Origin of the sequence: Vibrio sp. V31_P5A7T61 (assembly GCF_009904895.1) — a bacterium.
GTDB lineage: Bacteria > Pseudomonadota > Gammaproteobacteria > Enterobacterales > Vibrionaceae > Vibrio > Vibrio metschnikovii.
Window position 1 is genome coordinate 45554 of sequence record NZ_WXWI01000009.1, and the last position, 24540, is coordinate 70093.

The 24540-nt window shown below is 42.6% G+C and carries 30 protein-coding genes; 22 read left to right on the forward strand and 8 right to left on the reverse strand.

Annotation, left to right across the window (positions count from 1 at the left end; all coding sequences use genetic code 11):
* The first annotated feature begins 490 nt into the window (after nucleotides 1–490).
* A complete protein-coding gene (gene ltrA / locus CAG58_RS00870) occupies nucleotides 491–1963 on the forward strand; it encodes a group II intron reverse transcriptase/maturase (protein WP_161426563.1) in 1473 nt (490 codons plus the stop codon).
* A gap of 616 nt (nucleotides 1964–2579) precedes the next feature.
* A complete protein-coding gene (locus CAG58_RS00875) occupies nucleotides 2580–4124 on the forward strand; it encodes a hypothetical protein (protein ID WP_161429733.1) in 1545 nt (514 codons plus the stop codon).
* Nucleotides 4125–4375: 251 nt separating this feature from the next.
* Here the strand turns inward: CAG58_RS00875 and CAG58_RS00880 are convergent, their stop codons facing one another.
* Nucleotides 4376–5353 (reverse strand): BsuBI/PstI family type II restriction endonuclease, encoded by a 978-nt coding sequence (locus CAG58_RS00880; protein ID WP_161426400.1) that lies wholly within the window; start codon nucleotides 5351–5353, stop codon nucleotides 4376–4378.
* 128 nt (nucleotides 5354–5481) lie between these two features.
* On the opposite strand from CAG58_RS00880, the gene CAG58_RS00885 reads away from it, so the two are divergent.
* The 20 genes from CAG58_RS00885 (at nucleotide 5482) to CAG58_RS00980 (ending at nucleotide 19025) form a co-directional block, all read left to right on the forward strand.
* Nucleotides 5482–6993 (forward strand): Eco57I restriction-modification methylase domain-containing protein, encoded by a 1512-nt coding sequence (locus CAG58_RS00885; RefSeq protein WP_161426401.1) that lies wholly within the window; start codon nucleotides 5482–5484, stop codon nucleotides 6991–6993.
* A gap of 742 nt (nucleotides 6994–7735) precedes the next feature.
* A complete protein-coding gene (locus CAG58_RS00890; protein WP_161426219.1) occupies nucleotides 7736–8323 on the forward strand; it encodes a hypothetical protein in 588 nt (195 codons plus the stop codon).
* A gap of 501 nt (nucleotides 8324–8824) precedes the next feature.
* Nucleotides 8825–9214, forward strand: coding sequence for a hypothetical protein (locus CAG58_RS00895; protein ID WP_161426220.1), 390 nt, complete (start codon nucleotides 8825–8827; stop codon nucleotides 9212–9214).
* A 12-nt stretch (nucleotides 9215–9226) separates the two neighbouring features.
* Nucleotides 9227–10063: a RecT family recombinase gene (locus CAG58_RS00900; protein ID WP_161426221.1), complete on the forward strand. Its 837-nt coding sequence runs from the start codon at nucleotides 9227–9229 to the stop codon at nucleotides 10061–10063.
* A 2-nt stretch (nucleotides 10064–10065) separates the two neighbouring features.
* Nucleotides 10066–11829: a lambda-exonuclease family protein gene (locus CAG58_RS00905; RefSeq protein ID WP_161426222.1), complete on the forward strand. Its 1764-nt coding sequence runs from the start codon at nucleotides 10066–10068 to the stop codon at nucleotides 11827–11829.
* 78 nt (nucleotides 11830–11907) lie between these two features.
* The gene (locus tag CAG58_RS00910; protein WP_110167340.1) at nucleotides 11908–12183 is read left to right on the forward strand and encodes a hypothetical protein; all 276 of its coding nucleotides are present in this window, start codon (nucleotides 11908–11910) and stop codon (nucleotides 12181–12183) included.
* A gap of 5 nt (nucleotides 12184–12188) precedes the next feature.
* Nucleotides 12189–12353 (forward strand): hypothetical protein, encoded by a 165-nt coding sequence (locus tag CAG58_RS00915; protein WP_161426223.1) that lies wholly within the window; start codon nucleotides 12189–12191, stop codon nucleotides 12351–12353.
* A complete protein-coding gene (locus CAG58_RS00920; protein ID WP_161426224.1) occupies nucleotides 12346–12555 on the forward strand; it encodes a hypothetical protein in 210 nt (69 codons plus the stop codon). The genes CAG58_RS00915 and CAG58_RS00920 overlap by 8 nt, the downstream gene beginning before the upstream one ends.
* 94 nt (nucleotides 12556–12649) lie before the next feature.
* Entirely contained in the window at nucleotides 12650–13045 is a 396-nt protein-coding gene (locus CAG58_RS00925) for a hypothetical protein (RefSeq protein ID WP_161426225.1), read from the forward strand.
* Between the two features lie 33 nt (nucleotides 13046–13078).
* Nucleotides 13079–13903 carry a DUF2303 family protein gene (locus tag CAG58_RS00930; RefSeq protein ID WP_237665949.1) on the forward strand — a complete coding sequence of 275 codons (825 nt, stop codon included), beginning with the start codon at nucleotides 13079–13081 and terminating at the stop codon, nucleotides 13901–13903.
* 47 nt (nucleotides 13904–13950) lie between these two features.
* A complete protein-coding gene (locus CAG58_RS00935; protein ID WP_161426226.1) occupies nucleotides 13951–15468 on the forward strand; it encodes a DNA cytosine methyltransferase in 1518 nt (505 codons plus the stop codon).
* A gap of 10 nt (nucleotides 15469–15478) precedes the next feature.
* Nucleotides 15479–16132 carry a phage N-6-adenine-methyltransferase gene (locus tag CAG58_RS00940; protein WP_161426227.1) on the forward strand — a complete coding sequence of 218 codons (654 nt, stop codon included), beginning with the start codon at nucleotides 15479–15481 and terminating at the stop codon, nucleotides 16130–16132.
* The gene (locus tag CAG58_RS00945; RefSeq protein ID WP_161426228.1) at nucleotides 16129–16725 is read left to right on the forward strand and encodes an ASCH domain-containing protein; all 597 of its coding nucleotides are present in this window, start codon (nucleotides 16129–16131) and stop codon (nucleotides 16723–16725) included. The genes CAG58_RS00940 and CAG58_RS00945 overlap by 4 nt, the downstream gene beginning before the upstream one ends.
* Nucleotides 16722–17171 carry a hypothetical protein gene (locus tag CAG58_RS00950; protein ID WP_161426229.1) on the forward strand — a complete coding sequence of 150 codons (450 nt, stop codon included), beginning with the start codon at nucleotides 16722–16724 and terminating at the stop codon, nucleotides 17169–17171. Before CAG58_RS00945 ends, CAG58_RS00950 begins: the two co-directional genes overlap by 4 nt.
* Nucleotides 17149–17331, forward strand: a complete 183-nt coding sequence (locus tag CAG58_RS00955; protein ID WP_161426230.1) for a hypothetical protein — start codon at nucleotides 17149–17151, stop codon at nucleotides 17329–17331. Before CAG58_RS00950 ends, CAG58_RS00955 begins: the two co-directional genes overlap by 23 nt.
* Nucleotides 17332–17348: 17 nt before the next feature.
* Entirely contained in the window at nucleotides 17349–17735 is a 387-nt protein-coding gene (locus CAG58_RS00960) for a hypothetical protein (protein WP_161426231.1), read from the forward strand.
* Complete coding sequence (locus CAG58_RS00965; RefSeq protein WP_161426232.1) at nucleotides 17732–17935, forward strand: hypothetical protein; 204 nt, start codon at nucleotides 17732–17734, stop codon at nucleotides 17933–17935. Before CAG58_RS00960 ends, CAG58_RS00965 begins: the two co-directional genes overlap by 4 nt.
* A gap of 191 nt (nucleotides 17936–18126) precedes the next feature.
* The gene (locus CAG58_RS00970) at nucleotides 18127–18495 is read left to right on the forward strand and encodes a hypothetical protein (RefSeq protein WP_161426233.1); all 369 of its coding nucleotides are present in this window, start codon (nucleotides 18127–18129) and stop codon (nucleotides 18493–18495) included.
* Nucleotides 18496–18500: 5 nt separating this feature from the next.
* A complete protein-coding gene (locus CAG58_RS00975) occupies nucleotides 18501–18776 on the forward strand; it encodes a hypothetical protein (protein WP_161426234.1) in 276 nt (91 codons plus the stop codon).
* 66 nt (nucleotides 18777–18842) lie between these two features.
* The gene (locus CAG58_RS00980) at nucleotides 18843–19025 is read left to right on the forward strand and encodes a helix-turn-helix transcriptional regulator (protein WP_110167348.1); all 183 of its coding nucleotides are present in this window, start codon (nucleotides 18843–18845) and stop codon (nucleotides 19023–19025) included.
* Between the two features lie 146 nt (nucleotides 19026–19171).
* On the opposite strand, the gene CAG58_RS00985 is transcribed toward CAG58_RS00980, so the two are convergent.
* The 7 genes from CAG58_RS00985 to CAG58_RS01015 all read right to left on the reverse strand — a co-directional run.
* Nucleotides 19172–19474 carry a type II toxin-antitoxin system RelE/ParE family toxin gene (locus tag CAG58_RS00985; protein ID WP_161426235.1) on the reverse strand — a complete coding sequence of 101 codons (303 nt, stop codon included), beginning with the start codon at nucleotides 19472–19474 and terminating at the stop codon, nucleotides 19172–19174.
* The gene (locus CAG58_RS00990) at nucleotides 19462–19719 is read right to left on the reverse strand and encodes a type II toxin-antitoxin system Phd/YefM family antitoxin (RefSeq protein ID WP_161426236.1); all 258 of its coding nucleotides are present in this window, start codon (nucleotides 19717–19719) and stop codon (nucleotides 19462–19464) included. Before CAG58_RS00990 ends, CAG58_RS00985 begins: the two co-directional genes overlap by 13 nt.
* Nucleotides 19720–19968: 249 nt before the next feature.
* On the reverse strand, nucleotides 19969–20412 hold the full coding sequence (locus tag CAG58_RS00995) for a hypothetical protein (RefSeq protein WP_161426237.1): 444 nt from the start codon (nucleotides 20410–20412) through the stop codon (nucleotides 19969–19971).
* Between the two features lie 118 nt (nucleotides 20413–20530).
* On the reverse strand, nucleotides 20531–21343 hold the full coding sequence (locus CAG58_RS01000; protein ID WP_161426238.1) for a hypothetical protein: 813 nt from the start codon (nucleotides 21341–21343) through the stop codon (nucleotides 20531–20533).
* Between the two features lie 682 nt (nucleotides 21344–22025).
* Nucleotides 22026–22508, reverse strand: a complete 483-nt coding sequence (locus CAG58_RS01005) for an MgtC/SapB family protein (protein WP_161429734.1) — start codon at nucleotides 22506–22508, stop codon at nucleotides 22026–22028.
* A gap of 109 nt (nucleotides 22509–22617) precedes the next feature.
* Complete coding sequence (locus CAG58_RS01010; RefSeq protein WP_161429736.1) at nucleotides 22618–23628, reverse strand: CNNM domain-containing protein; 1011 nt, start codon at nucleotides 23626–23628, stop codon at nucleotides 22618–22620.
* Nucleotides 23628–24540: hemolysin family protein (locus CAG58_RS01015; protein ID WP_161439685.1), on the reverse strand; the 913-nt coding region annotated here is incomplete at its 5' end. The genes CAG58_RS01015 and CAG58_RS01010, both read right to left, overlap by 1 nt.

The window sequence follows — 24540 nt, forward strand, 5'->3', positions numbered from 1 at the left end:
ATCCGACAATGTAACGAAACTCAGCCGTTAGGCTGAGTGGGAATGGAATCGTGAGAGGACGTTCCTCCTGATAACCACAAATTGGGTAAGTGCTAGGGTGTCAGTATGATGAACGTAAGTGAATCCACGTAAGGCGCGTTATACGATGAAGCAGCGGAAGTGGTTAATACGCTGTGGCCAAAACGGCAATGAGAGTCGGAAAGAAGTTGGACAGTACTCTTTCGTGATCGATGTACTCTCCGCACTATAGTGGGCATCTAAGCTGATATTTTGCGCGACATACGGAACAGGGTAAGCCTGTATATCTCCCATTGGGAAAGCAGTCTGCGAAGATTGCCGATAGGTGTGCAGGTAAAGGAGGTTAGAAAAAGCAAAGGCCGCTTTGTAATGAAGTGGATACAGGTTTATATCTGGCGCGAAAGCGAGCTGACTTCTAACTGGTCTCCCGTTGCAAGATGATTTGAAGAACTTTATTCAAGGAGAAACGCAAATGGTGGCTTCATCAGAAGTTAGTGCCTCTCCTAATGGCACTCAATGGCAATCCATCGACTGGAAGGCCGTAGAGTCGCACGTGTTAAAGCTTCAAATGCGCATTGCAAAAGCAACCCGAGAGGGAAAACACAGTAAAGCGAAAGCTTTGCAGTGGGTCTTAACGCACTCGAGGTCAGCTAAATTACTAGCTGTGAAGCGAGTGTCCCAAAACAAAGGCAGTAACACTCCTGGAGTCGATGGTGTTATCTGGAATACGGATGCTCGTCGAATGACCGCAGTTAATCAATTGAACCGTAAAGGCTATCGAGCCAAACCCCTCAGACGTATCTATATCCCGAAAAAGAATGGCAAACTTAGACCCCTCGGCATTCCATGCATGATAGACCGAGCGCAACAAGCGCTTTATCTGCTTGCTTTAGAACCGATATCGGAAACGATAGCAGATCCAAATAGCTACGGTTTTCGCCCTAATCGCAGTACGGCTGACACAATAGCACAATGCTTCAAATGCTTGTGTCTTAAGCGCTCAGGTCGCTGGGTTTTGGAGGGGGATATTAAAGCTTGCTTTGACAAGATTGGGCATGAATGGCTACTTGAACATGTTCAAATAGACAAAAGGATGCTGAAGCAGTGGTTAGGCTCTGGCTATATCGATAAGGGCTTGTTCTACCGAACGTCGGAGGGAACTCCGCAAGGAGGAATTATCTCTCCAACGCTTATGTTACTGACGCTTGCGGGCCTAGAAAAGCTCGTGAAAGAAGTCGCTAAGAAATCGGGAGAACGAGTTAACTTTATCGGTTATGCGGATGATTTTGTGATAACAGGTTCGTCAAAAGATGTTCTTGTTAACGAAGTCAAACCACGGGTGATTGATTTTCTAAAAGAAAGAGGGTTGACACTCTCTGAAGAGAAAACACACATTACTCATATAGATGATGGCTTTGATTTTCTGGGCTTTAACCTCAGGAAGTACAAAGGCAAACTACTCATCAAACCGAGTAAGAGCAACGTTCTCTCTTTCTTGGGTAACTTGCGTGAACTCATCAAGAAGCACGCAACAATGCCAGTCAATGATCTCATTAGATTACTGAACCCTAAGCTGAAAGGTTGGGCGAACTATTATCGCCACTGCGTTGCAAAGCGCACTTTCGGTTATCTCGGTCATCAAATCTTCTGGTTACTGTGGCGATGGGCGGTTAGACGTCATCCCACTAAACCAAAAGACTGGGTAAGGCGAAAATACTACATGAACAGAAGTGGTGGATGGCAATTTCACGGTTGGCAGAAAATCGCCAATATGGACTGTCACTACAACCTAATTCAAATAGCGAAAACGCCGATCAAAAGGCATGTGAAAATTAGAAGAGCAGCAACCCCATTCGATCCGCTTTACCAAGATTACTTGGCAAAGAGGAAGCCGAAAAAGGAAAGTCGTTACTCTTGGTTTGACCCTGCCTTAACTGCTATCTAGGTTGCTGGGTAACGTAATACGCCTTAGCGGAGGCTTGAGCCGTATGCAGTGAAAGTTGCACGTACGGTTCTTAGGAGGGCGGCACTTGGTAACAAGTGTCGCCTATCCGACAGATACGTGTTAGGGCGACTAGCGCTAACTCGCCTTTGCCCCAAAGTTGTTTATCTAACAATTCCTGACTACTTTCTTATATCAGTTCTTGACCTACTTTTCTTAATAGCAGATTATGAGTCTAGTTGAACACTCACGATTATACAGACATGTTCTGCAATTTATGAGTGGAAGGAAGAATAAAATCTATAGAACAATATGTTACTTCTATGGCAGGGCGAACGCATGAGTTGAATTGATTTTACATTTTCTTAACAACGATATGTTTTCTCGGAGACGGTTTCCGCTTAACTATGCTTGTTTTTTGAGGGCTTAGATTAGGGTACATATATCGCCATGCTGGAAAAATTAACAAAGAGAGCCGTTACCGTTTACAAAAAATCTGCTCATGCGGTAGCCCTGACTTCTATGGCGACTGTATTTTCTGAAAATATTATAAAGACAATGTCTGCTGACAAGACACTGTTACATTGCTTTCGGTTATTCGATGATTTAGAGGTCAATTATGGTAGATCTAAGTAAAAGAGAAAATTTTGGTTTGCTGATGTCATCGAAAGCACTTAGCCAGAGTTTTAAAATGGAGACTACAATTGATAATTCAGTCAGTGAATTAGAGCTAATATTACTTTCAATAATATCTTATCATGAACGTGAAAGTACTAAGCTGATGTCATGGGTATATAGTTATCTAGCAAAAAATAAAAAGCAGAGAACGTTATGTAAGAAGTATAGCCATATAACAGCAAGATCTGAGCGCCTTTGGCTGTGGAAAAAAGTACTAAATAAGAAGTATAGACCAACAAAAGCATCATATGCAAAATCACTAAGTTATATTTGTAAAATACTGATAGCTTCGAACGATAATTATGTTAGGGACTTTAAGTTTGAAAGTGAATTGTCAAGTATCTCAATTGCTCAATATCGAGATAATTACTTCATGCAGTTTGTTAGATCATATTACACTTTTTTAAATTCTGATCTATTAGAAAGTTACAGGGAAGTTTTTAAGAGTAAGTATGGTTTTAGTTTAAAAGACTATTTATATGTAATTTATATGACTGTTTATAGATGTTACGAATTTCCAGAGATTGATTATTTTAATCATTATGATGTTTCAGCGTGGAAAATAAGAATAAATGATAGGATTTATATTAATGTAAAGCCTGAGCTTGTAAGAAACGTTCTAGATAGTATTTCTATTTCGTTAAATGATACCTCTGACTTAGATGATGATTCACGTGATTTTTTGGACTTCTGTAATCATCCTTTATTAAAATTAAATGATGGAACATACATACCAATAGATGGAAAGTTATTTGAAGATACACTATTTAATAACCTTTTCCACAAGATATCAGATATAGCACCAAAGAAGTTTATGTCTGATTTTGGTGAATGCTTTGAAAGTTATGTAACAAAGTTGATAACGAAGAGCTGTGCGTTGAATACACGTTACGAATTTATACCTGAGTTTAAATATAATAAAAATCAGAATAAGTCTCCTGATGCGATTATATACAATTCAGATTCAAATACAGCACTAGTCATCGAGGTTAAATCAGCAAGAGTTTTATACTCTTTGACAGTTAGAGATGATAATAATAAGTCGTTTGATCTTACTGTGGAAAAATTATTAATGAAACCGTGGAAACAGGCTCTTAAATCTATTTCAGGAGTAGTAGGTAAAAGTCTTAATTCTAGGTTGAATTCTAAGACTAACTTTTACTTTTTGAGCGTTACAATGAACGATATCTCAATGTATCCTATCAACATTTTAATAGATTGTAATGGTACTGATGTACGCGAACGATTTTTTTCTATGAACATAGAGGCTTTTGAATTGTTTATAGAAATTCTATCGAAAGAGTCTGATTATTGTTTTAGTTACATTCTAGAAGGTTTTCTAAAGGTAAAAGATAGAATGTCCATTAAAACTTATTTATCAAGAATTAGGAAAGGAACCTATGGTGATAAGGCCTATAAAAATGAGCACTTTAGGAGTCAACTTACAGAAGGTGTTGATGATTTAATGAGTTATTTACGGGCGTAAGTATGCAATGTAACAAACGCCCAAGGAATCAAGATACTTTTCCTAATCTGACAGAAACACTGTAGAGCATCAGTTCTAAGGCGTTTCTGTCCAGAGGTGTGTCTGAGCCGATAACGGCAAACACACCTTTGCCCCAAAATTACTTAGAGTAAATACTCATTCATAATTTATTCATGTACGCTTTCCCCTACCTAAATTTATCCGACGTTAAGTAGTTCAAGCCCTGAAAATCTCAGGGTAGATCATGTTAGCTACATCTCAAGTTTGTTACTATGTGGTCCAAGAAAACGGTCACCGTTGAAATGAATCATATGATCTGGATTATCGGCGATCCAAACTTCCGTTTCCCACGCAATATCAGCAGCATTTTTTCTAAATTCGGCTCGATGAGGAAAAGCTGTAATATAAACAAGCCCAACAGAACAGCCTTTCAACGCATCTTCAAGTTCAATCCATCGCTTAGGGCTAACGGGGCCGTGACTCGTAACTGCTTCAATCAAGAATAACCACTTGCGTTTTTCATCATAAACAACAACGTCAGGTAACTTGTCGTGAGACATAGGAGGAACGTTCAATGATTTGAGATACTCAGTCTCAAGAACCATATGTTTACCACCTTCATTACGGCTACTCGCTGTATCACCGATATAGAGGACTTTACCACCTTCACCTACGAATCTAGGGCAAAATTCGTGAATAATATCAGCGTGAAGTTTGTTATGAGCACCTGGGGACAGTGTAATTTCATTACCGTCAGGTAAGCGAACAGGAATTTTCTCTTTATTAAGAGTGCGAGCATACGTCTCTTGTAGTGTAGGAACATCATCAAGGAACTTTTTCACAAACTCTATCCAATTTCCATTTGGGTATGCGTGAAGAATCTCAATAATTGGTTCATTTAAAGAGTAGTTATTATCCTTGCTATTTGTGGCTCTAGCAGGTTTATCACGGTTTCTATCAACGATTCGGGCTTGTTCAAACTGATGTAGGGTTTGTCTTCTAATCGTTTCACGAGAGTTTGGTTTGTAATCTTTACCATACTCTGAGCGTATAAAATCCATAATATCAACAGTTGGCAGTAGTGGCCTAGTAGCAGCGCACCAATCGTCATTTGGTTTAATATTAGCAAGTGCTAAAAATACCCAAGCCGATCTATCGTTGCATTGCTGCTTAGGTAATCCTAAAGCCTTGAGAATCACCTTTGCTTGTTCTAACTTTTCTTCTCTCATTTTCTTTAATTATCAGCCATTAAACTAACAGGTCCCACAATGTAACCTATGTGCAGGTTTTATTCTTCCTATTGTGCAGGTTTTTTGCGATACTTCCCATTAAATAAATTACTGTGTAAAAAACATGCATGACTGAATTGGCTAATAATTTACCACTTAACTTAAATGACATTGCAGATGTGAATCGAGTTGAGGCAAACGGCAAACTCGATGAAAATCTTAGAGGGAAGTTTGGCCAGTTTATGTCATCTTCTGCTGTATCTAAGCTTCTTGCTGATATGTTTGAAAATGTACACGGTGAACACCGTCTACTCGATGCAGGAGCAGGAGTAGGATCATTAACGGCTGCGTTTGTTGAGCGAGTTAAGAATGATGCAACAAGTATTGACTCAACTTGTTTCGAACTATCAAGCGTAATGAATCATTACCTGTCTGATACATTAAAGAATTGTTCAAATACTTGTGAATTTTATGGTGTCCAGTGGGATCAAACTGTATTTGAAGAAGATTTTATTCAACATTCAGTAGAACAGCTCTCAAGCGACAATTTCAAACCTTTATACAACAAAGCTATTCTAAACCCACCTTACTTAAAAATTGCTGCAAGTGGTCCAGAACGAGCAGCACTAAGAAAGGTTAGTTTTGAAACCAGCAATCTCTACTCAGCGTTTGTAGGATTGACGATAAAGTTATTAGAAGAAGGCGGTGAGCTTGTCGCAATCACTCCTCGTTCATTCTGTAACGGTCCATACTTCAACGATTATCGTAGATTGTTATTAGATTCTTGCTCAATCAATAAGATTCATGTTTTTAATAGCCGTAAATCAGCATTCAAGGTTGATAACGTGCTGCAAGAGAACGTTATTTACCACTTGACAAAAGGTGAGCCGCAAAGAAGCACCGTCATTGTAACTTCTAGCTCTTGTGCAGAAGATCCAACCCCATTTGTCTATGAAGTACCTTTTGACAGGGTAGTGAGTGAGAGCAATCCAGATCGTTTTATTCATATCATCACCGATGAAGAAGAGCTGAAGGTAGCAACTAGAGTCGGTGGTTTACCGTGTTCACTTGAAGAGCTTGGTATTCAGGCAAGTACAGGTAAAGTTGTAGACTTTCGAACCAGAGAAAATTTAAGCACAAATTTTGTTGATGGTTCTGTGCCTTTGATCTTCCCTCAGCATTTACAAAAATGTGAAATTGAATGGCCAGTAGAAAATGCGAAAAAGCCTAACGCATTAATGAACAACGAAAGCACCGCTAACCTTATGGTTAAAAACGGAACTTACGTTTTGACTCGTAGACTTACAGCAAAAGAAGAAAAACGTAGAATTGTTGCTTCAATCTACACGGCTGATATTGCTGATGTAGAAGTAGTCGGTTTTGATAACAAAACTAACTACTTTCATGCATTGGGTGAACCATTAGATGACAGCTTAGCAAAAGGTCTCTGGGTATTTCTGAATAGTACCTTAGTCGATAAGTATTTCCGTCAAATGAACGGTCATACTCAAGTTAACGCTACAGACCTTAGAACATTACGTTACCCAACCAGAGGACAGCTTATTACTATGGGTGGAATGGTTGATTTTGAAGAGTTTAATCAAGAAGCTGTAGATCAAATTATTGAGGATTTACTTTAAGTTGCATTGGTAGCGAATGATTAATAACTTGCCCCGTTTTCAATCGGAAATGGGGATTTTTTGGATTTCCAATATAAAAACTAATCTAACTAAACTTCATCAACACTTCGAACGAAAATAATTTTTTGTCCAGAACCTTCACAGTGGGCACTTCGTAACTCATGATCGTAGCCAGCTCAAGTTTTATCCAAATTTAAACGCCACCTAAAACCGCCATATTCAGGCGGTTTTTTATTAACTTCATTTTGCGAAACCGATCACATTTCAAATCAAAACAAAAATAAATGTACATTTTGTATTGATAAGATTGTGTACGTTTTGTATATTTAATTTATCCCAAGGCACATCACCTTAGCTCTTTAACAATTTGGACCATGAACGATAACTGCCCTCTTTAGCAAACATGAGGGTAGAGGTCAGCCCAAGCTCCACGAATGGGCGACACAAATTTCGTGAAATAGACTTATGCGCCTCTATCGGCGACCGGATGTTAGCCCCTATAGATAACGGATAAAAAAGCTTGGAAGAACCAAGTTGCTAACAGTGCTGGAATGGCTTAACCGAGAGGATGACCCGATAAGCGCATAACCCCGCCTAGTTTCGGCGGTGAGGTAGAAACACAAATCGGCTTTGGTAACAGAGCCAATTTGAAAGCTCTTTAATGTTCGGACAGTGGACTAAGGAAAAGCCGAAAAGCCTAATGAAACTGCGTTAAAGAGCTTTCAAATCACAAGGAGGGTTTATGTCAGTGTTTATTAGAAAAGGACTGATTTTCCCAAACTATCGGCCTTCACTTAGCTATAACGAGGCATACAACGTTTTCAACGTTTTGCGCGATGAATGCTGTAAAGGCCGTTATCCAAATCAAAACTTTGTTGTCATGCTCAGTTTCATCTGCCGATTCAAAGATTTTACGTTGGGAGCCAACGTCAGCTTTATGCAAGCCGGAAACGAGGTTCGCACCGATTGCTCTCAGGTTGGTCTCTTTGTTCACGGAGTTGTCCCAGATGGAATATATAAAACTAAAGACTGGGAAAACACTTTAACCTTAGAGCTCGTTGGTATTGATTCCCTTATAACCACGCGCAAGAGTAATCTTGCCGAGCTATTTAAAGCGTTTTGGGAATCAAACGAAAGCTTCTATCACCTTACAGGCGACATCAATAAAAACCTGATGCCACCCAATAGTGAGTTCGAACAATGGCTGAATGGAAAACTTATCTCATTTTCTCAGGAAACGCACTTTTCGCTCCAATCTCTCGAAGATAATCAAGGGAAACATCCACAGGCGTTAATTCGTAGCCTTTTAGAAAGTCTGGATACCCTATAACACCAGTAGTCAGTTTTGTGTCTTAAGAAAGCTATATAGATCAAGCTGTTGGAAGCAATGAAAAAACCAGAAACTTAGAGTGCTTTGAGTGAGTGATTGTAAATTCCTTTGAATCATTGGTTTTTTAATATAGGCCTTCACTCACATCAAAGCATTCTCTTGATTAGTAACCGTTATGATCATCGGGAAAAATTGACGAGTAACTATCGAAAGTAGTCATTTTGAAAGCAACCTCAGATAGCTGCCATTTACTGCAAAAGCGGGGGCTGGGGAACGAGAGGTTGTTTTCAAAATGCGTGCATTAGCTTAAACGGCCCCTTTATCTAACCACTAACCTACCTATACCAAAAACCCCGCATAAGCGGGGCTATCGGGGAGCGGATAACGACCAAGAAACCCACTCCAACCGCCTAGGCGGTTTGAAGGTAACGACCAATGAACACTGTCCACTGGCGATTGGAGCAACGACCAAGAAGCCCCAACGCAAAGGAGAATAACATCGTGAAAACTCTAAATCTAGTACCCGAAGAGCAAGAACAAGAACTCAATCATTTCATTGATGACGGCTTAACCAGACTTAAATCTAACCGTGAGTTTTGTGGACTCTCGTTAAGTGGTTTTGTGGATTGGATGTACGAGCAAGATCTTCCCCGAAAAATGATGTATGGGCTTACTCGTAACATCCTAACCGTCCAGTTCGAACCCATGATGAGTAGCCATAAGCTCATTGCACTTGAAACGTACCAAGAGCATTTCAACGAACTGCTTGAGAAGTACATAGAAATCAATAAGCAAAAAGTTATCCATACCTACCGTGAAAAAATCAACGACCAAATCGCAGAGCAACAAATCGCTCAGTTTGAGCTACGTCAGATAGCTAATTTAAATTGAAGGTAAAGACCAATGAATGACTTACAAGTTTCGCAGGAAAACCACGGCGTTTCTGTTCGCCCTGACTCATGGATGAACGGCGATACACTCACCCATTTATGCCGATTGGCAGAAATGATGGCCAGCTCAAAAGTGACCGTTCCTAGACACTTGGCTGGCAATGTGGGCGACTGTCTTGCTGTATCAATGCAGGCCATGCAATGGGGAATGAACCCATACGCGGTGGCGCAAAAAACGCATATTGTGCATGGAAATTTAGGTTACGAAGGCCAGCTAGTAAATGCCGTGGTGACCTCTATTGCCCCGACTGAAGATCGCCTAGAGTTCGAGTTTTTCGGGCCATGGGAAAACGTTATTGGCAAATTTAACGTTGTCGATGGGCCAAATGGCAAATACACCAAGCCTTCTTGGAGTCCGCAAGATGAAGATGGTATTGGTGTTAAAGTCTACGCAACAATGAAAGGTGAAAGCAAACCAAGAAGTATTGATGTACTTCTAAAGCAATGCTGGCCTAGAAACTCTACGCAATGGGCTACTGACCCACAGCAACAAATCACTTATGTTGCCGTTAAAAAATGGGCAAGACGCTACTGCCCTGACGTCATTCTCGGTGTTTATACGCCTGACGAGCTAGAGCCCGTTGATAGCAGGCCGACTGAGCGTGATGTTACCCCTGAAAAACAACCATCATTTTACTCACAGGAAGATTTCGACAAAAACTTCCCAAAATGGAAATCCATGATCGAGGCGGGACGCAATACGCCTGAACGCATCATTTCAATGGTGGAATCAAAAGCCATTCTTACCGATGAGATGAAGCAACAAATCCAACAAGTTGTGGGAGAGTAACCATGCAAGTCACTAATATCCAATTTCATAACGTTCAACAAGGCACCGATGCCTGGCATGCTCTTCGTGACACGGTTGATTTCACTGCATCAGAAGTCTCTGCAGCCCTTGGTTGCTCACCATACAAAACTCGCGATCAACTGATGCATGAGAAAGCCACCGGCATTAAGCCTGAAATCAGTAGTTATCAAGAGAAAATCTTTGCCGATGGTCACCGCTTTGAAGAAATGGCCCGTCCAATTCTCGAAGGCAAACTCGGTGAGGAGCTTTATCCAGCGACCATTACCGGTGAGTGTGAAGGGCTTACCCTACTCGCTTCACTGGATGGCTTAACCATGGATGGCGATGTAGCTTTCGAGCATAAATCCCCAAACAGCAAGCTGATCGCCAAGATTGCAGAGCAAAGCCTAGATACACACTATGTTGTTCAAATGGAGCAGCAGTTAATTTTATCTGGCGCAGCGCTTTGCAAATTCATTGCCAGTGATGGTACCGAGCAAAATTGGCACGAAATGGATTACCGACCTGACGAAGCAGTACAAAGCTGGATGATTTCAGGTTTAAAGCAGTTCAAGGCTGACTTAGTAGAGTACAAGCAAAAGCTAGCAAGCGGTGAAATCACTCAGGAAAGCAAGCCAGTGGTCACCGCTGAGGTTATTCAAGATTTACCCGCCGTCACCTATAAAATGAACGGCCTTGCGATCATCAGTAACCTAGATGAGTACAAAGCTAAAGCGCTAGAACTGGTCGAACAGTCTAAGAAAAAGCTAGAGACAGACCAAGACTTTGCCAACGCAGAAAGCATGGTTAAGGTCTTTAAGTCGGCAGAAGATAAACTTGGGCTAATGTCTCAGCAGGTTCTCGGTGAAGTAGAAAGCATTGATAGCTTCGTAAAAGACCTTGGCTTTATCAGTGAGAACATTCGCCAAGCTCGTTTAGCGCTCGATAAACAAGTTAAGTCTCGCAAAGAGGAAATCAAAACTGAGTTGGTTCTCAGTGCAAAAAACGAAGTTCAGCAACTTATTAATGAAGCATCAACAAAGTACAACGCGCCATTTAACGTTAAGTTTGACTTTGCTGCGGCCATTAAAGGTAAGCGCAACATAGAAAGCATGCAGAGCGCCATCAATGACGAGCTAGCCAAAGCAAAAGTTGCACTGTCTGAACTAAAAGATGGGGTTCAAGCTAACTTGGATATCATCAATCAACATGGTGAGCACCGCTTCTTGTTTAACGACTGGGCGCAAATTGCCTTTAAAGCACCGGAAGACTTTGCAACGCTCGTTAAATTGCGTATCGCTGAGCACAAAGATGCCGAAGAAAAACGTCTTCAAGCAGAACGCGATCGCATCCGTAAAGAAGAGGAAGCCAAAGCGAAAGCAGAGGCCGAGCAAAAAGCGGAAGCGCTGCGCAAAGAGCGAGAAGCGGAAGAGCGCCAAAAGGCCCAAGCCCTTGCTCAGCAGCAAGCGAAAGACTCTGCCGTTGATAAAGCAATAGCTGAGGTTCCGCAAGCTCCATCAGAAAATCGACTAGAAGCGGCTAGAAAAGTGTTAGCCGAAGCCGAAAGCGCAGAGGTAAAGCCTTTCAAATCAACGATGAGTATTCTACTTGATGAGAAAGCAAACCCAGAAGCAACCATCACTATCACAACCGGTGAATATGACGAGCTTGTACGTAAGTCAGATTTACTCGATGCCCTATTCGCTGCCGGTGTTGATAACTGGGATGGATACAGCGAAGCAATGGAAATGCTTGAAGCTTCCTAGTCAAACCAAGCCACTTTTTTTAGTGGCTTTCTTTTTAAATCAACTTAGGGGCTAGCCCCTGAGTGGAGGTAACGACCAATGATCACCGCAAAAGAAGCCTATGCCCTTAGCGGCCCAGATACGTCCGATTATCTTTCTTTTCTTGAAGATAAAATCTTATCCGCAGCAAACAATAAGGCCAAGCAAATTACGATTCGCGAACTGCCTTATGCCCAGTGGCTTTACGATGAAAATTCACTGTCACAAGCCGAGAAAGATGCCTTGCGAGTTCTTCGAGAAAACGGATTCAAAGTTAGCCTTTATTACAAAGAGCTTCAATTTGTTGATATGGGCTTAGTTATTGCGTGGGGGTAGTTGTAATGAGCAATGAAGACATTATCGCCAACCTAGCGAATAAGCTCGAGCAATCTGAATCGGATAAAGCAGAGCTAGTCGCAGCATTAAAATCTCTACTTTCAGCAGAGCTATCACGTAACGCCTTATACAGCGCTCGCAGATTAATGGAGAAATACAGCCATGCCTAAAACAAAACTTTCATTCACCGCCGACAAGGTAACCCACCATGGTATTGAGGTGATCGCCGAAGGAGTTCCGGTTCAAGATGTTATCAACTCCATTTCAGAAGATGATGCCGCCGAACATTTTGATACAGAACTCCTACTTAGCGCCATTGGTTACGAGAAAGCCGCAGCTTGGCTTGAAACCATGGGCTACCAAGTCATTTAAGTAAGGTAACGACCAAATTTTAGAAAGAAGGGAGGCGAAGAACATCTCTTTCCTCTTTCTGTGTATCACCGTTCACTAAATAGAGAGGCGCTTTATGTCCAAATCCGAATCAGGGAACCTCAGCATTGAGGATCGTACGACTAATTTTCCAAAGCTAATGCAAGAGCTCGATGGCGGGGTTATTTCTAACGTTGTCGGTTTAGCTCTATCGAACGTTGCACGAGCTGTCTCGTACAGTGATAAACAAGGCAATGTGAAAATCGACTTAAAACTAAAACCCATGGGTACCAATAATGAAATGGTAGAAATTACCGTCAACATGTCGGTGAAAGAACCCAAGACAGGTTTTGGTACTAAAAATGAAGATTTTCAGTACACCTCAATCGCATTTGTAGGTAAAGGCGGCAAGCTTACCTACGATCGCCCCAAAGAAGATATTCGCGGCCAGCTCATCTTTGATGATTCCAAACAGCTTCGCGAAGTACGTTAACCCCTCCCCCTGAATAGTAAAGAGAGAAAAACCATGAGTATGGACAAAACCGCCATTCAACAAATCCAAGAAGCCGGTAATGCGAAAGAGTTTTTAAATCAATTGGCAAAAGCTGACTTTCCAGTTGCCGCCCTGCCTGAGTCGTTCAATATACACGATTTAGAAAAATTCATGCCACACCGTAACCTGTTCCGTGGCGTCATGGAAACGAGCAATATTGCTGAGTTTGTGCGGTACCATGAAGAGTTTCAAATCGAGGGTAATCAGTGTTTCATAGGGATGGAGCGCATGTCAGCCATCACGATCTTCGATATTGGAACCATGCAGAAACCCGGTCACTGTAAGCACCAAGCCAAATTAAACCTGCGTAAAACGGCATCATATAAAGCACTTCTAGAAATCAATGGGGAGCGCCTAAATCAGAAAAAGCTGGCTGAATGGATTGAAGATTACAGCGAACTGATCCAAGTGTTTTCAACTACGGGTGAGCTTATTGAAAATTCCGTGGCTTCTGCAGCAGTGCGTAACATGAAATTCGAAGCTAAATCTGGTCGCGAATCCAACGTAGATGATTTTAGTCACCATCAATCAGAATACGAGTCCATTGCTGTTCGCACTAAAGAAGAGTTTCCCATGCCAGCGGTGTTTAAATTCTCTTGTGAGCCTTATTTGGGATTAAATGAGCGCCACTTTGAACTACGCATGAGCACTATTGGCAACGAAACATTAATTCTACGTATCAAAAAGCTCGAACAGCATGAAGAAGAAATGGGCGAAGAGTTTAAAGAGAAACTGACCAGCCAGTTTATTGATGACGACATCGTCATTACAACGTTTATCGGCTCATTCTCCTACTAATATCGTCTAAGCCCTCAACAGAGGGCTTTCATTAAGGTAACGACCAAATGATACAGCCTAACGAAATAGTTGTAGATAATTTTGCCGGAGGCGGCGGAGCATCCACTGGCATGGAACTTGGCCTCAACCGTCACGTTGATATTGCGATAAATCACGATCCCGAAGCGATTGATATGCACAAAACGAATCACCCAGAAACTAAGCACTATTGCGAGTCGGTTTGGGATGTTGATCCAGCCGAAGCATGCGAAGGCCGTCCGGTTGGTTTGGCTTGGTTTTCGCCGGATTGTAAGCACTTCTCTAAAGCCAAGGGTAATCGACCCGTTGATAAAAATATTCGCGGCCTTGCTTGGGTTGCTATTCGGTGGGCCGCACTTGTGCCGGTTCGCATCATCATGCTTGAGAACGTTGAAGAGTTTATGACTTGGGGGCCAGTTGTTGAAGTTGAGCCCGGCAAGTTTAAACCATGTTCTGAGCGTAAAGGGGAAACGTTCGAGGCCTTTGTAAAGGCACTAACAACTGGATTGGAAAGAGAACACCCAGCATGGGAAGAAATACGCTATGCGCTAGGAGAGGGCTTTCCGTATGAAAAACTTGAAAAAGGGCTTGGCTATAAAGTTGAGTATCGAGTTTTAAGCGCTTGCGATTACGGTGCGCCAACCATTCGTAAGCGTTTCTTCTTAGTAGCAAGAAATGACAACAAACCGATTGATTGGCCAGCACCCACACACGGCCCGAAAGGCTCAGGATTAATCCCTTACGCGACTGCGGCAGACATTATTGACTGGTCAATCCCTGTTAAATCAATATTCGGAAGAAAAAAACCACTTGCCGAAAAAACAATGGAGCGCATCGCCAAGGGGCTGGAAAAGTTTGTCTTTAGTTCTGATTCGCCTTTCATTGTTAACGACGAATGCGCATTTATTGCCAAGCACTACACAGGCGTTACTGGTTCAGATTTAAGAGAGCCATTAGCGACCGTTACAACGACTGATCATAACGCACTAGTTATGGCATTCATGACAAAGTTCAGAGCTGGTAGTGTTGGATATGAGATTGATAGTCCTGTTCATACCATCACATCCGGTGGCGAACAAAAAAGACCTGGCACAGCAAATACGCAAGCACTAGTTACCAGCCACATGGTTAAACTACGTGGTACAAACGTAGGTCACCCAACAGATGAACCGCTGCATACCATTTCAGCCGGTGGTTTTCACCTTGGTGAAGTTAGAGCCTTTCTTATCAAATATTACGGCACTAGTTTTGGTGAAGATCTTCAATCGCCAATCGGCACTGTAACAACAAAAGACCGTTTTGGTTTAGTCACAGTTCGCGGTGAGCAGTATCAAATTGTTGATATCGGTATGCGTATGCTTGAGCCACATGAGTTATTTTCAGCTCAAGGTTTCCCGTCTGATTACAAAATTACTCATAACTCACAAGGCAAGAAAATAAGCAAAGCAAGCCAAGTGGCAAGATGCGGTAATGCGGTATGTCCTCCGGTTGCTCAAGCGCTTGTTGAAGCGAATTTGCAGCCATTATCTAAACAAAAAGCAGCATAGGTAACGACCAATGAACCACTACGCCAAGGCTTTAGCCGAAACCCAAAGCCGATCAAACCACAAACTAAAGGAAATTGGCGATCAATGGCAAACCCCAAAAGCAATTGCTTGGGGGTTATTCAGTACCTTTAGTGCTCGTCTCGGCTCAATTGTCATTGATGTCTTCGCAGACGATTGCAATACCCTTTTACCGAATTACTACACCGCCGCCGATAACGCTCTTACCCAAAACTTAGCCGCTGATTTAAGAAAGATTGGCGGTAGCGCCGCCTACGGTAACCCGCCCTATTCTCGTCCCTGTTTCGATGATGACGAGAACGCCATCACAGGCATGGAACACATCATTGAATGGTGTCGAAAGCAGCGTGATGAAGGCGCGAAAATCATGCTGCTTATCAAGGCAGCAACGTCAGAATCTTGGTGGCCAGAAGATGCGGATTTTATCCAATTCATTAAAGGTCGTGTTGGATTTGAAGCGCCTGATTGGTTTGTGCCAGAAACAGAAAAAGACAAGCCAAGCTCCGCAGGCTTCCCCTCTGCCGTGGTCATCTTTGACAAGTCTTGGGCATGGGAACGCCGACCAATAGAGCGCCTAAGCCGTGATGATTTAATCGCACAAGGTAACGTTATCTTAGAAATGATGAATAAGCAGGTGGCAGCATGAAAGTAAAGCCGATGATATTCAATACCGAAATGGTGAAAGCGATTCTCGATGGGCGCAAGGCTGTTACGCGTCGCCCTGTTAAAGTTGACTACGAGCGAGGAATGAACGGTCCTGTGGTAAGAGGGAAAAACGGTGAGGTATCCGTCCTTAGCTTTGCTCCTATTGCTGGGCTTTGCCCATTCGGTAATGTTGGTGATTTGATTTATGTTCGTGAGACATTTCGCTTATTCAATAATTCAGATGAGTGTGGGTGCTCAGATCATTGCTCATGCCCACCGACAGGAACGCCAATTTATTTAGCGACAAGTGGCGATGACTCAGAAAGCAAATGGACTCCATCAATCCACATGCCCCGAAGCGTAAACCGACTTACTTTAAAGGTCACCGGTGTTCATATTGAGAAGCTAAACGATCTACGCAAGAGCGAAGAGCAAATCAAAAAAGAAGGATTTGAAAACTGGCCGCGCTTTAAACACGTTTGGGAAAGCATCTACGGACAAAGCAACCCGAATGATTATGTGTGGGTAATTGAGTTCGAAGTTATTCACCAAAACGTTGATAAGTATCTTGAGTCGATTGGGGAGGCAGCATGAAAACACTAAACATTCCAACCGAAAAAGGCCGCGCTGATGTTCCGGCCTTTTTTGTTAATGGGGTTAACGGTCTATGCGTAACAATGGTTCAATTCGGGAGTTTTGAAGTTACTCACACCAAATCAGGACACAAGGTCATCGGTGGATTTGAGCGATTTGCCAATGCTGTTTATCACATGCTCTCGATTTATCTAGCTATGCAAGAGGCAGGGATTGAACCCGATTCCGATATGGATCTGCTAAAGAAACAAATCATTGAATCAGAGCACAAGTGCAAGCATTTAGATCGCTTATCCATTAAAGGTTACATCAACATTATAAAACCAATAATGGGGTTTAGCGGCGAGTTTCCTTGGGAGGGTGATGATGAAAGTCCGCATGCCAAGGTTGAAGATCTGATGAAGAAAATTGAAGGTCTGAAAAATGAAAATCCGACTAATCCCTGAGCTTAACAACAAAGCCATTGATGCCATTCACATTTGCTATACCCGCCGCACCCCTTATCAACATGACGGAAAGTCCTACCTTGTTACCGAACTCAAAGCCATTGGCAAGGGCAAGGATACTCGCTTAGAAGCTGAACTTAAGCCTGTTTTCGGTCATTAAATCACGGAGTCAGAACGATGAAAGACGTGAATAAAAAACTACGCGAACTCGCCGTTCGTCACGCTGAAATATCTCAAGAAATAAAGGGATGCCAATCTCGGCGTGAAGCCAACTTGCTCCACTGCCACCCATCACCAGATGAAGACTTTGAAAAAGATAAGGTCGGTAATGAGAGCTGCTTCAATGTTGCGTATCGATGGGTAAAAGAAGACCGTGAAAATGTTGATGGTTATAACGATGGCTATGCTTATCCAACTGAGTTTTCTGGATTTGATGAAGTAATCCTAAATTACGGATGCGCTAACTGCCAAGAAGCTTACAAGTTAAAAGTAAAAATCGGCAAACTCAAACAAGAGCGTGGCCGCATCCACTCAGCAATTACAAACATAGGTAAAGCACTATGAACGACCAAATCATCTCAATCCCAGTCCCTGCCGACATCGGCGATGACGAAACACTGCGCGACTACGCGCTACGCAAAGAAGCGGAATGCAATGAACTACGCGAACGCGTTGCAACGTTGCGTGAAACCATAAGCGAAGCTTGCATGATGAACGACGCAGAAAGAGTTTCAGAAAAGCTAGCTAACGCATTATCAATTTGACAGTCCCTGCACTCTCCTTGCGGCAAGCCTATGCTGGTTCCATGGGAGAGCGCTATGAACATACCTTTAATGCTGCTGATCATTATTCTAACCCTACACCTTGTGACCTTTATTATGGGAGTCAGGTAAGACAGCCCCTGCTTTAGCAAGGTCCACTAGCTACATTGCTATCAACGCTGGGAGGTCACTCAATGCAATGTAGCCACTGCAAAAAAAACGCTATTACATCAAAACCGGAATCACTTTGTGAAGATTGTGCGCTAGACACCGCGCTTTCACTTCTTGCTGTATGTAGGTTGAGTGAGCAATCAATTCATGCGCTCATTCAATCCGGTTTCAATATGCCAGTGATCACCGATCGCCATTATTCCGCAACCGATATAGCAAAAGAGCTAGGAATATCCGCACAGAGAGTCGGCAAGATAGCCAATGCCAACCGCCTCAAAACAGCAGATTACGGTCAATGGAGGCTAAGTCAGGCAGCAAACAGCAGCAAACAAATCGAAACCTTTTTCTACAATGATAAGGGACGAGAAAAGCTCAAACAATTATTGAGGTAACGACCATGGAAATAAACAACGACCATACCAATGCAAGAAGAGTTCACCAAGGCACTAACGGAGGTAAAGCTTACCAAGCAAAATGCTATCAGCACTGGGCATCGGTACGCTTTCATGTTGAGTTGGCCTATTTAACTGAAAAGTCTTACGCCGGTGCAGCTCGAGAACTTAATCGAAAAAGAGTGCCAACTATGAAGGAAAACTCTCAGTGGTATGCACAAACCGTGAAGGATGCGCTCGAACATTACGGTGCTATTGATTCACACAGTAGTGACGACTAAATCGCGGCGATGACGCACTCAACGCCAGTCATATCATGCTTGAATAATACCGAGAAGGTGAAACTCATGGATAATCAATTCAAACCATTTATTACCGATAAAGAAATAAAATCCACTTTTGGTATCAGCCAGCCAACGCTTTGGCGCTGGACGAAGAACTTAGGTTTCCCGCCACCAATTGAGGGAATGAAGGGCCGACGCTCGTACCAAAAAGTGATTGAGTGGGCAAAGGAAAAAGGAATAGCTTAATTAGGCTCCCCCTTATGGTTAAACGACGATGAGGGGGAAATAAAAAATGGCATGATGTTACGAGTGACTTTCCTACGCTAAATCATGCGAAAACTCTTTGTGAACTTTTTCTTTCTTGAGGCGTTTGTTAGCCGTTTTTACCAAACCTACTGTTTCGTAAGCATCAACCGTCGCAAATCTCGCTCCGAACGCATAACAAAAAGAATACGAACCTTTTCATCATCATATTTGTAGGAAATACGACACGGATTTACAACGACCTCACGATAATTGAGGTGCTCTAGTTCTGGAGGAATACGTCCAGACTCCGGAAAATCAACCAAACGTTCAACTTTTTCGAAAACGGTTTGCACCCGTTTTTTAGTAGCCACGACATTTTCAAGCGCGATATATTCAGCAATATCATTCAGATCGGATAGAGCCGGCTCTGTCCAAATTATTTCAACCATTTTGACATTCTGTCCTTCACATCTTGATGGCTGACCACTTTACTATCCGCTAGAGCTCGCTCGCCACGAGCAATACCTTCGAGGATCGCTAAACGATTTTGCATAAATTCATAATCGTCTACATCAATCAGGTAAGCTGACGGTTTTCCGTGCTCAGTTATTAATACTGGTTCTTTAGTATCATGAAGATCGGCAAGAATCTTAGTGGCCTGACGTTTTAGTGACGTCACTAGTTCTACTTTCATTTGAGCTGCTCCAAAGAAACACTAAAGTGATACTATTCTATCACTCTGAGCACACAAGCTTTCAAATGGCTAACGTCCGTTTAAGGGGCTGACAACGCTCCTACCAAGCTTCCTTATAGCATCGTAACCACAAAACCAACGCATGATAAAAATGCCACGCGTTGGCTGTCCCTCTTAAACTTTGTTATGCGAATTAATGGAAAAAGAGTCTATGCGGCGTTAGAAAAATGAACTACTCGCACTTTCAGTTTACTGTCTATAGCCAAGTTTAACGGCACAGGTTTTAGATGCAGTCGTCATTGTAAGGCTGGGTTTCATATTTTCCGAATGACAAATAGGTACAATATAAACCGTATCGCCTTTCGTAGGGTATTGGGCATTTTGGTCAGTAACAACGTGCCCACCGACGAGACGGAAACTACAGGCTTGTCCAGTAGCGCTCTGCATTGGCGCAGGAGTACCACACTTACCGCTGTATAACTGAATCCAGGAACTGTAGTCGCCAGGGATATCATCCCCTGTGGATCCGATTACATTCCAAAAATCCGTGCCCGCTGCAAAGTCAGTTGTTCCAAGGTACGTTGACTGTACCATCGCTTGCATTTTCTCATCAGTATTGAGAGAGTTACAGGCACTGAGCGTTACTACTGCGGTTAGTAATAGTGTTTGACGAGTTAATTTATAATCAATCATTACTGTTGGCCTTTATTTACCAGCAGCGTATAAAAATAATCCTACACTCTGCTGGCCTTAATTTTAATTACGCCATTACAGCAGGCGCCATTTTGACTAACTAGTAGTTAAATTAAAACTACGCAGTTACTTCTTCTAGCAGATCTATGTTTTTTGCAAGTATTGTTGCGAAATCGCCAAGCTCAATATCCATAACGTACTTCTCGGCTCTATCTCCGAGCTTTTCGATAATTTGATTACGAACACGTGCATAAACATCATCAACCAATTCGGCTTTCCGTGCAGACCCCCAAAGCTCCGTACTTGTATCTTTCCAGGTGAACCAAAGGAATCGATGTACATGTTCGGTAGCCTTGAAAAACATACAGGCTGAGGTCATAACAACATTGTTTCCACTGTAAGTACAGGGGCCGATCTGGAAGTTCGCATCTTCTTTGGGATTGGAGACACTATCAAATAGATTTGCAGCATCTTCATTATCCTTAGAGGACAATGACTCGAGAACCGCGCTCATCATACCTGCAGCAGAAACATCTACTTTCTGTATTAGTTTGATAACTTCTTTAGATATTTCAAAACCTTTACTAGACGTTTGTATTTGTGAATAATCCCAACTAGAAAAATTCCAGCCAATATTATTTAGAACTTCATTGTATTTTTTGTACCACTCAATAGATTCTTTTTCAGGGTTAAACTTAGCTGTGGCGGCTAGTTGTGCAAAAAGAGTGGAGTTTAATACATCGGATTTTAGTTGTTCGGGTAAGTCTTTAGTAAAAGAAACAACAGAGTTAGCACTAACATTTGCTGATTCTTTGTCTTCTTGCCTAACCACTGTAGTTCTGCGAGCTGCTTTCTTTGGAACTATAGCTGAGTCAAGATTTGCCAGCTCTAGTGATTCGATATAGCTTTGAATACTTTTTAAATCTTTCATTTTTATTTCCTTACCTAGCGTTTCTTAAAATGGAAAGTATGCATATAAGTGCGTAAAAATCTGACGCATCTAAAGGTAGGTTAAGAAACAAAACATGCGCGTGATTTTTATCACAATTTCTGAAAGGTGTTAATAATTGAAACTATTCCATTAGACTAAGTTCAATCTGCTATTGAGATTATCGAGTCTAAATCGACGATCTTACGTGAGAAAATCATTTTGCTGCCAATGTAAGGCAGTTTTAACGATTCACGATTAGTTATCTTGAGAAAAAGTATCTAAAACTCTTAGGTGTGCCCCACGGCTGAGCATTTAAGTTAAACCCTATGGGGCAACGGTGTGTTTGCCGTGAGCGGCTCAGGCACACCTCTGGACAAAAAAAATGAGATAGAGCATTCCCCCTAACATACTGGTTTGGAATTAGGAAAATTATAGTAGACCAGCTTATTCCAATGTAATGGAATCACTACAAATATAATGCATTCTGACCTGACTCTGCAAAATACTAACAGGGTAACAGAAACATATATGCCAATGTCTCTTTAATGACATTCTCTATGCTAGTTTCTTGTGTCGTATTTCCCTCGGTTACCCATGTTATTGACTTTCCTGCCTTATCAATTAAATGATCAGGTCCGCTCGAGTGAATTGTTAGCTGAACAGCTCCATTTATTCTCGCGTGTCACTCTTCGTCTCCTTCCCTAACTCGGTAAATCAAAGGAACTAAAGAAAGGATGAGAAGTGCTATAAGAGTGCTCAAAACAGCGGTCGATTCTCGCCCCATTCCTGCAGCCATGCCGATTGCTGCCGTTACCCATATACCTGCGGCTGTAGTCAGCCCCCGAGTCTCTACTTCTTTCGTCCCCATTATTATGGCGCCAGCCCCGAGAAACCCGACACCTGCAGTCAAGCCCTGTAATACGCGACTCAAATCTGCGCTTGATGCCCCTGCTTGTTGAGGAATGAGAACGAAGAGGGCGGCCCCTATGGCAACCAGCATATGCGTTCGAACACCTGCACTCTTACCATGCCGGGCCCGCTCATATCCCAATAAACCGCCAAGGATTGCAGCAACCAGAAGACGCAATGTGATACGTGTAAGTTGCGCCACATCCGGGATATCGGAGAATTCCGACAGCACTGTATTCCATATATCTTGCCACATGACTACATTCCTAATTGTTACTTTTTGTTTTCCAGTGCTTCATCATTATAATTCAAACATTATCGCTTTCGAGGACGTTTTGTCCCACATCTGCACGATTATTAGTCCGCTATTCTCTTATTGGCATAACATGTTTTAGAATATCTGCTAACGTGACTACGCCAATCATCTTATCGTCTTTGCTTACGACAGCAAGTTGCACACTCACTTCCCGCATGCGTGCCAGTGCTTCGTATATTGGCATTTTAGCGTCTATGACGTAAGCCTTACGTGCAATTTCTCGTGCAGGTTTGTCAGCAGGTTCTAACAAGGTATCACGTACATGAACTACAAGCGGCTTCAAGCCTTGACTGCCGAATACTAGAATGCGCAAGTGTCCAGATTCCATTGAAAGAGTACGAACATCTGCAACGGTTGCATGCTCATCCACATGCGCCATTACTTGATCTTCAGTTACCAAGGTTTCAATTGGAATTAAGCTCATATCTATGAGACCAGAAAGCTGTTTTTGTATATTTGGTTTCAGTGTACCAACTTTACCGGAATGCTCCACGAGTTGGCGAATAGTATTGATATCTTGCCCACCTACAGCCGCGCTTTCTACTGGCTCAACACCAGATGCTTTTACTAGCCGATTGGCGATACGGTTGATCCAGTTCAGAAGTGGACGTAAAGGCCATACGTAAGCACGCGCTACCATACCAACCGCAAGCGCAGATTTTTCCGGGTGAGCAATAGACCAGGATTTTGGTGCCATTTCACCGACCACTAAATGTAAGAATGTTACTACGAAAAGTGCGATACCAAAGGCCGCACCATCGGCAGCCCAATCAGGTAATCCCATTGCCACAAACACTGGCCCAATCCAATGATCAACTGCTGGTTTGGTGACTGCGCCAAGTGCAAAGGTACAGAAGGTGATACCCAATTGAGCACCCGCTAGCATCAACGTCAGGTCATTCATACCCCTTAAAGCTGCGCGGGCTGAAGCGCTTTCCACAGCCATTTCTTCAAGACGGTGGCGACGTGCACCTATTAACGAAAATTCAATAATTACAAAGAAGCCACTTAATATGATAAGGGCTGTTGTTATCAGGATTACAATTAACGGATCGGTCATCATTCTTTACCCTCAACTGAATTTTCTACAAGCTTCACACGCACCTCTGTTGGAACGTGCCGCTCCACACGTAATACTTTAACCTCAAGATGTCGCTTAAATAGCTCGCCAGAAGCAAATTCAGACGGGTCAACAGGTAACTCGATGATAACTTTTTCACCTTCAGTTGGTAGCGCACCACGTTTAGCAATCAGAAGCCCCGCGATCGTTTCTACATCATCTTTTGGTAAGTCGTAACCAATCGTACGCTCTACTTCGTCGATGTGAACGTCACCGTCCATTAGCCATACATTATCGCTTTCTGATACCACAGCTTCGCCGTCGTCCGCGTCGTGCTCATCGGTAATTTCGCCCACAATTTCCATCGCTAAATCTTCAACCGTCAATACGCCAGCAAAACCACCGTATTCGTCAATAACGCAAGCTAATTGATTGGTAGATATCACCAGTTGTTCAAGTGCATCAGGCAATCTCATCAGCGTTGGTAGCACAGTAGCTGGGCGCATCACTGACTCCACAGTGTCGTCTACATAGCCAGCATCGATGCGAGCAAGTACATCTGGTAGATGAACAACACCGATAGGCACATCATCGTCATTGACGACAGGATAGCGCGTGTGTGCTTGTGCCATCAGCGATAACAACTCTATCAGTGTGGTATCAGGCTCAACCCAGTCCACTTGTGAACGAGGCACCATCGCGTGCTCAACATCTCGTTCAGGAAAATCTAGGATGCGATCCATCATCAACGATAGCTCGATAGGGATATCACCACTTTCACGAGAATTGGTAATAATATGGTGTAAGTCTTCCTCCGACGCACTTACATCAAGATCATGTACGGGCTCAATGCGGACCGCACGAAGTAGAAGATTCGCAGATTTATCAAAAAAGCTGATGAAAAATCCAAAC

Excerpts from the sequence above, each read along its gene's own strand:
- ltrA (WP_161426563.1), top strand. The coding sequence starts at position 491 with ATGGTGGCTTCATCAGAAGTTAGTGCCTCTCCTAATGGCACTCAATGG.
- CAG58_RS00875 (WP_161429733.1), top strand. The coding sequence starts at position 2,580 with ATGGTAGATCTAAGTAAAAGAGAAAATTTTGGTTTGCTGATGTCATCG.
- CAG58_RS00880 (WP_161426400.1), bottom strand. The coding sequence starts at position 5,353 with ATGAGAGAAGAAAAGTTAGAACAAGCAAAGGTGATTCTCAAGGCTTTA.
- CAG58_RS00885 (WP_161426401.1), top strand. The coding sequence starts at position 5,482 with ATGACTGAATTGGCTAATAATTTACCACTTAACTTAAATGACATTGCA.
- CAG58_RS00890 (WP_161426219.1), top strand. The coding sequence starts at position 7,736 with ATGTCAGTGTTTATTAGAAAAGGACTGATTTTCCCAAACTATCGGCCT.
- CAG58_RS00900 (WP_161426221.1), top strand. The coding sequence starts at position 9,227 with ATGAATGACTTACAAGTTTCGCAGGAAAACCACGGCGTTTCTGTTCGC.
- CAG58_RS00905 (WP_161426222.1), top strand. The coding sequence starts at position 10,066 with ATGCAAGTCACTAATATCCAATTTCATAACGTTCAACAAGGCACCGAT.
- CAG58_RS00910 (WP_110167340.1), top strand. The coding sequence starts at position 11,908 with ATGATCACCGCAAAAGAAGCCTATGCCCTTAGCGGCCCAGATACGTCC.
- CAG58_RS00915 (WP_161426223.1), top strand. The coding sequence starts at position 12,189 with ATGAGCAATGAAGACATTATCGCCAACCTAGCGAATAAGCTCGAGCAA.
- CAG58_RS00920 (WP_161426224.1), top strand. The coding sequence starts at position 12,346 with ATGCCTAAAACAAAACTTTCATTCACCGCCGACAAGGTAACCCACCAT.
- CAG58_RS00925 (WP_161426225.1), top strand. The coding sequence starts at position 12,650 with ATGTCCAAATCCGAATCAGGGAACCTCAGCATTGAGGATCGTACGACT.
- CAG58_RS00930 (WP_237665949.1), top strand. The coding sequence starts at position 13,079 with ATGAGTATGGACAAAACCGCCATTCAACAAATCCAAGAAGCCGGTAAT.
- CAG58_RS00935 (WP_161426226.1), top strand. The coding sequence starts at position 13,951 with ATGATACAGCCTAACGAAATAGTTGTAGATAATTTTGCCGGAGGCGGC.
- CAG58_RS00940 (WP_161426227.1), top strand. The coding sequence starts at position 15,479 with ATGAACCACTACGCCAAGGCTTTAGCCGAAACCCAAAGCCGATCAAAC.
- CAG58_RS00945 (WP_161426228.1), top strand. The coding sequence starts at position 16,129 with ATGAAAGTAAAGCCGATGATATTCAATACCGAAATGGTGAAAGCGATT.
- CAG58_RS00950 (WP_161426229.1), top strand. The coding sequence starts at position 16,722 with ATGAAAACACTAAACATTCCAACCGAAAAAGGCCGCGCTGATGTTCCG.
- CAG58_RS00955 (WP_161426230.1), top strand. The coding sequence starts at position 17,149 with ATGAAAATCCGACTAATCCCTGAGCTTAACAACAAAGCCATTGATGCC.
- CAG58_RS00960 (WP_161426231.1), top strand. The coding sequence starts at position 17,349 with ATGAAAGACGTGAATAAAAAACTACGCGAACTCGCCGTTCGTCACGCT.
- CAG58_RS00965 (WP_161426232.1), top strand. The coding sequence starts at position 17,732 with ATGAACGACCAAATCATCTCAATCCCAGTCCCTGCCGACATCGGCGAT.
- CAG58_RS00970 (WP_161426233.1), top strand. The coding sequence starts at position 18,127 with ATGCAATGTAGCCACTGCAAAAAAAACGCTATTACATCAAAACCGGAA.
- CAG58_RS00975 (WP_161426234.1), top strand. The coding sequence starts at position 18,501 with ATGGAAATAAACAACGACCATACCAATGCAAGAAGAGTTCACCAAGGC.
- CAG58_RS00980 (WP_110167348.1), top strand. The coding sequence starts at position 18,843 with ATGGATAATCAATTCAAACCATTTATTACCGATAAAGAAATAAAATCC.
- CAG58_RS00985 (WP_161426235.1), bottom strand. The coding sequence starts at position 19,474 with ATGGTTGAAATAATTTGGACAGAGCCGGCTCTATCCGATCTGAATGAT.
- CAG58_RS00990 (WP_161426236.1), bottom strand. The coding sequence starts at position 19,719 with ATGAAAGTAGAACTAGTGACGTCACTAAAACGTCAGGCCACTAAGATT.
- CAG58_RS00995 (WP_161426237.1), bottom strand. The coding sequence starts at position 20,412 with ATGATTGATTATAAATTAACTCGTCAAACACTATTACTAACCGCAGTA.
- CAG58_RS01000 (WP_161426238.1), bottom strand. The coding sequence starts at position 21,343 with ATGAAAGATTTAAAAAGTATTCAAAGCTATATCGAATCACTAGAGCTG.
- CAG58_RS01005 (WP_161429734.1), bottom strand. The coding sequence starts at position 22,508 with ATGTGGCAAGATATATGGAATACAGTGCTGTCGGAATTCTCCGATATC.
- CAG58_RS01010 (WP_161429736.1), bottom strand. The coding sequence starts at position 23,628 with ATGACCGATCCGTTAATTGTAATCCTGATAACAACAGCCCTTATCATA.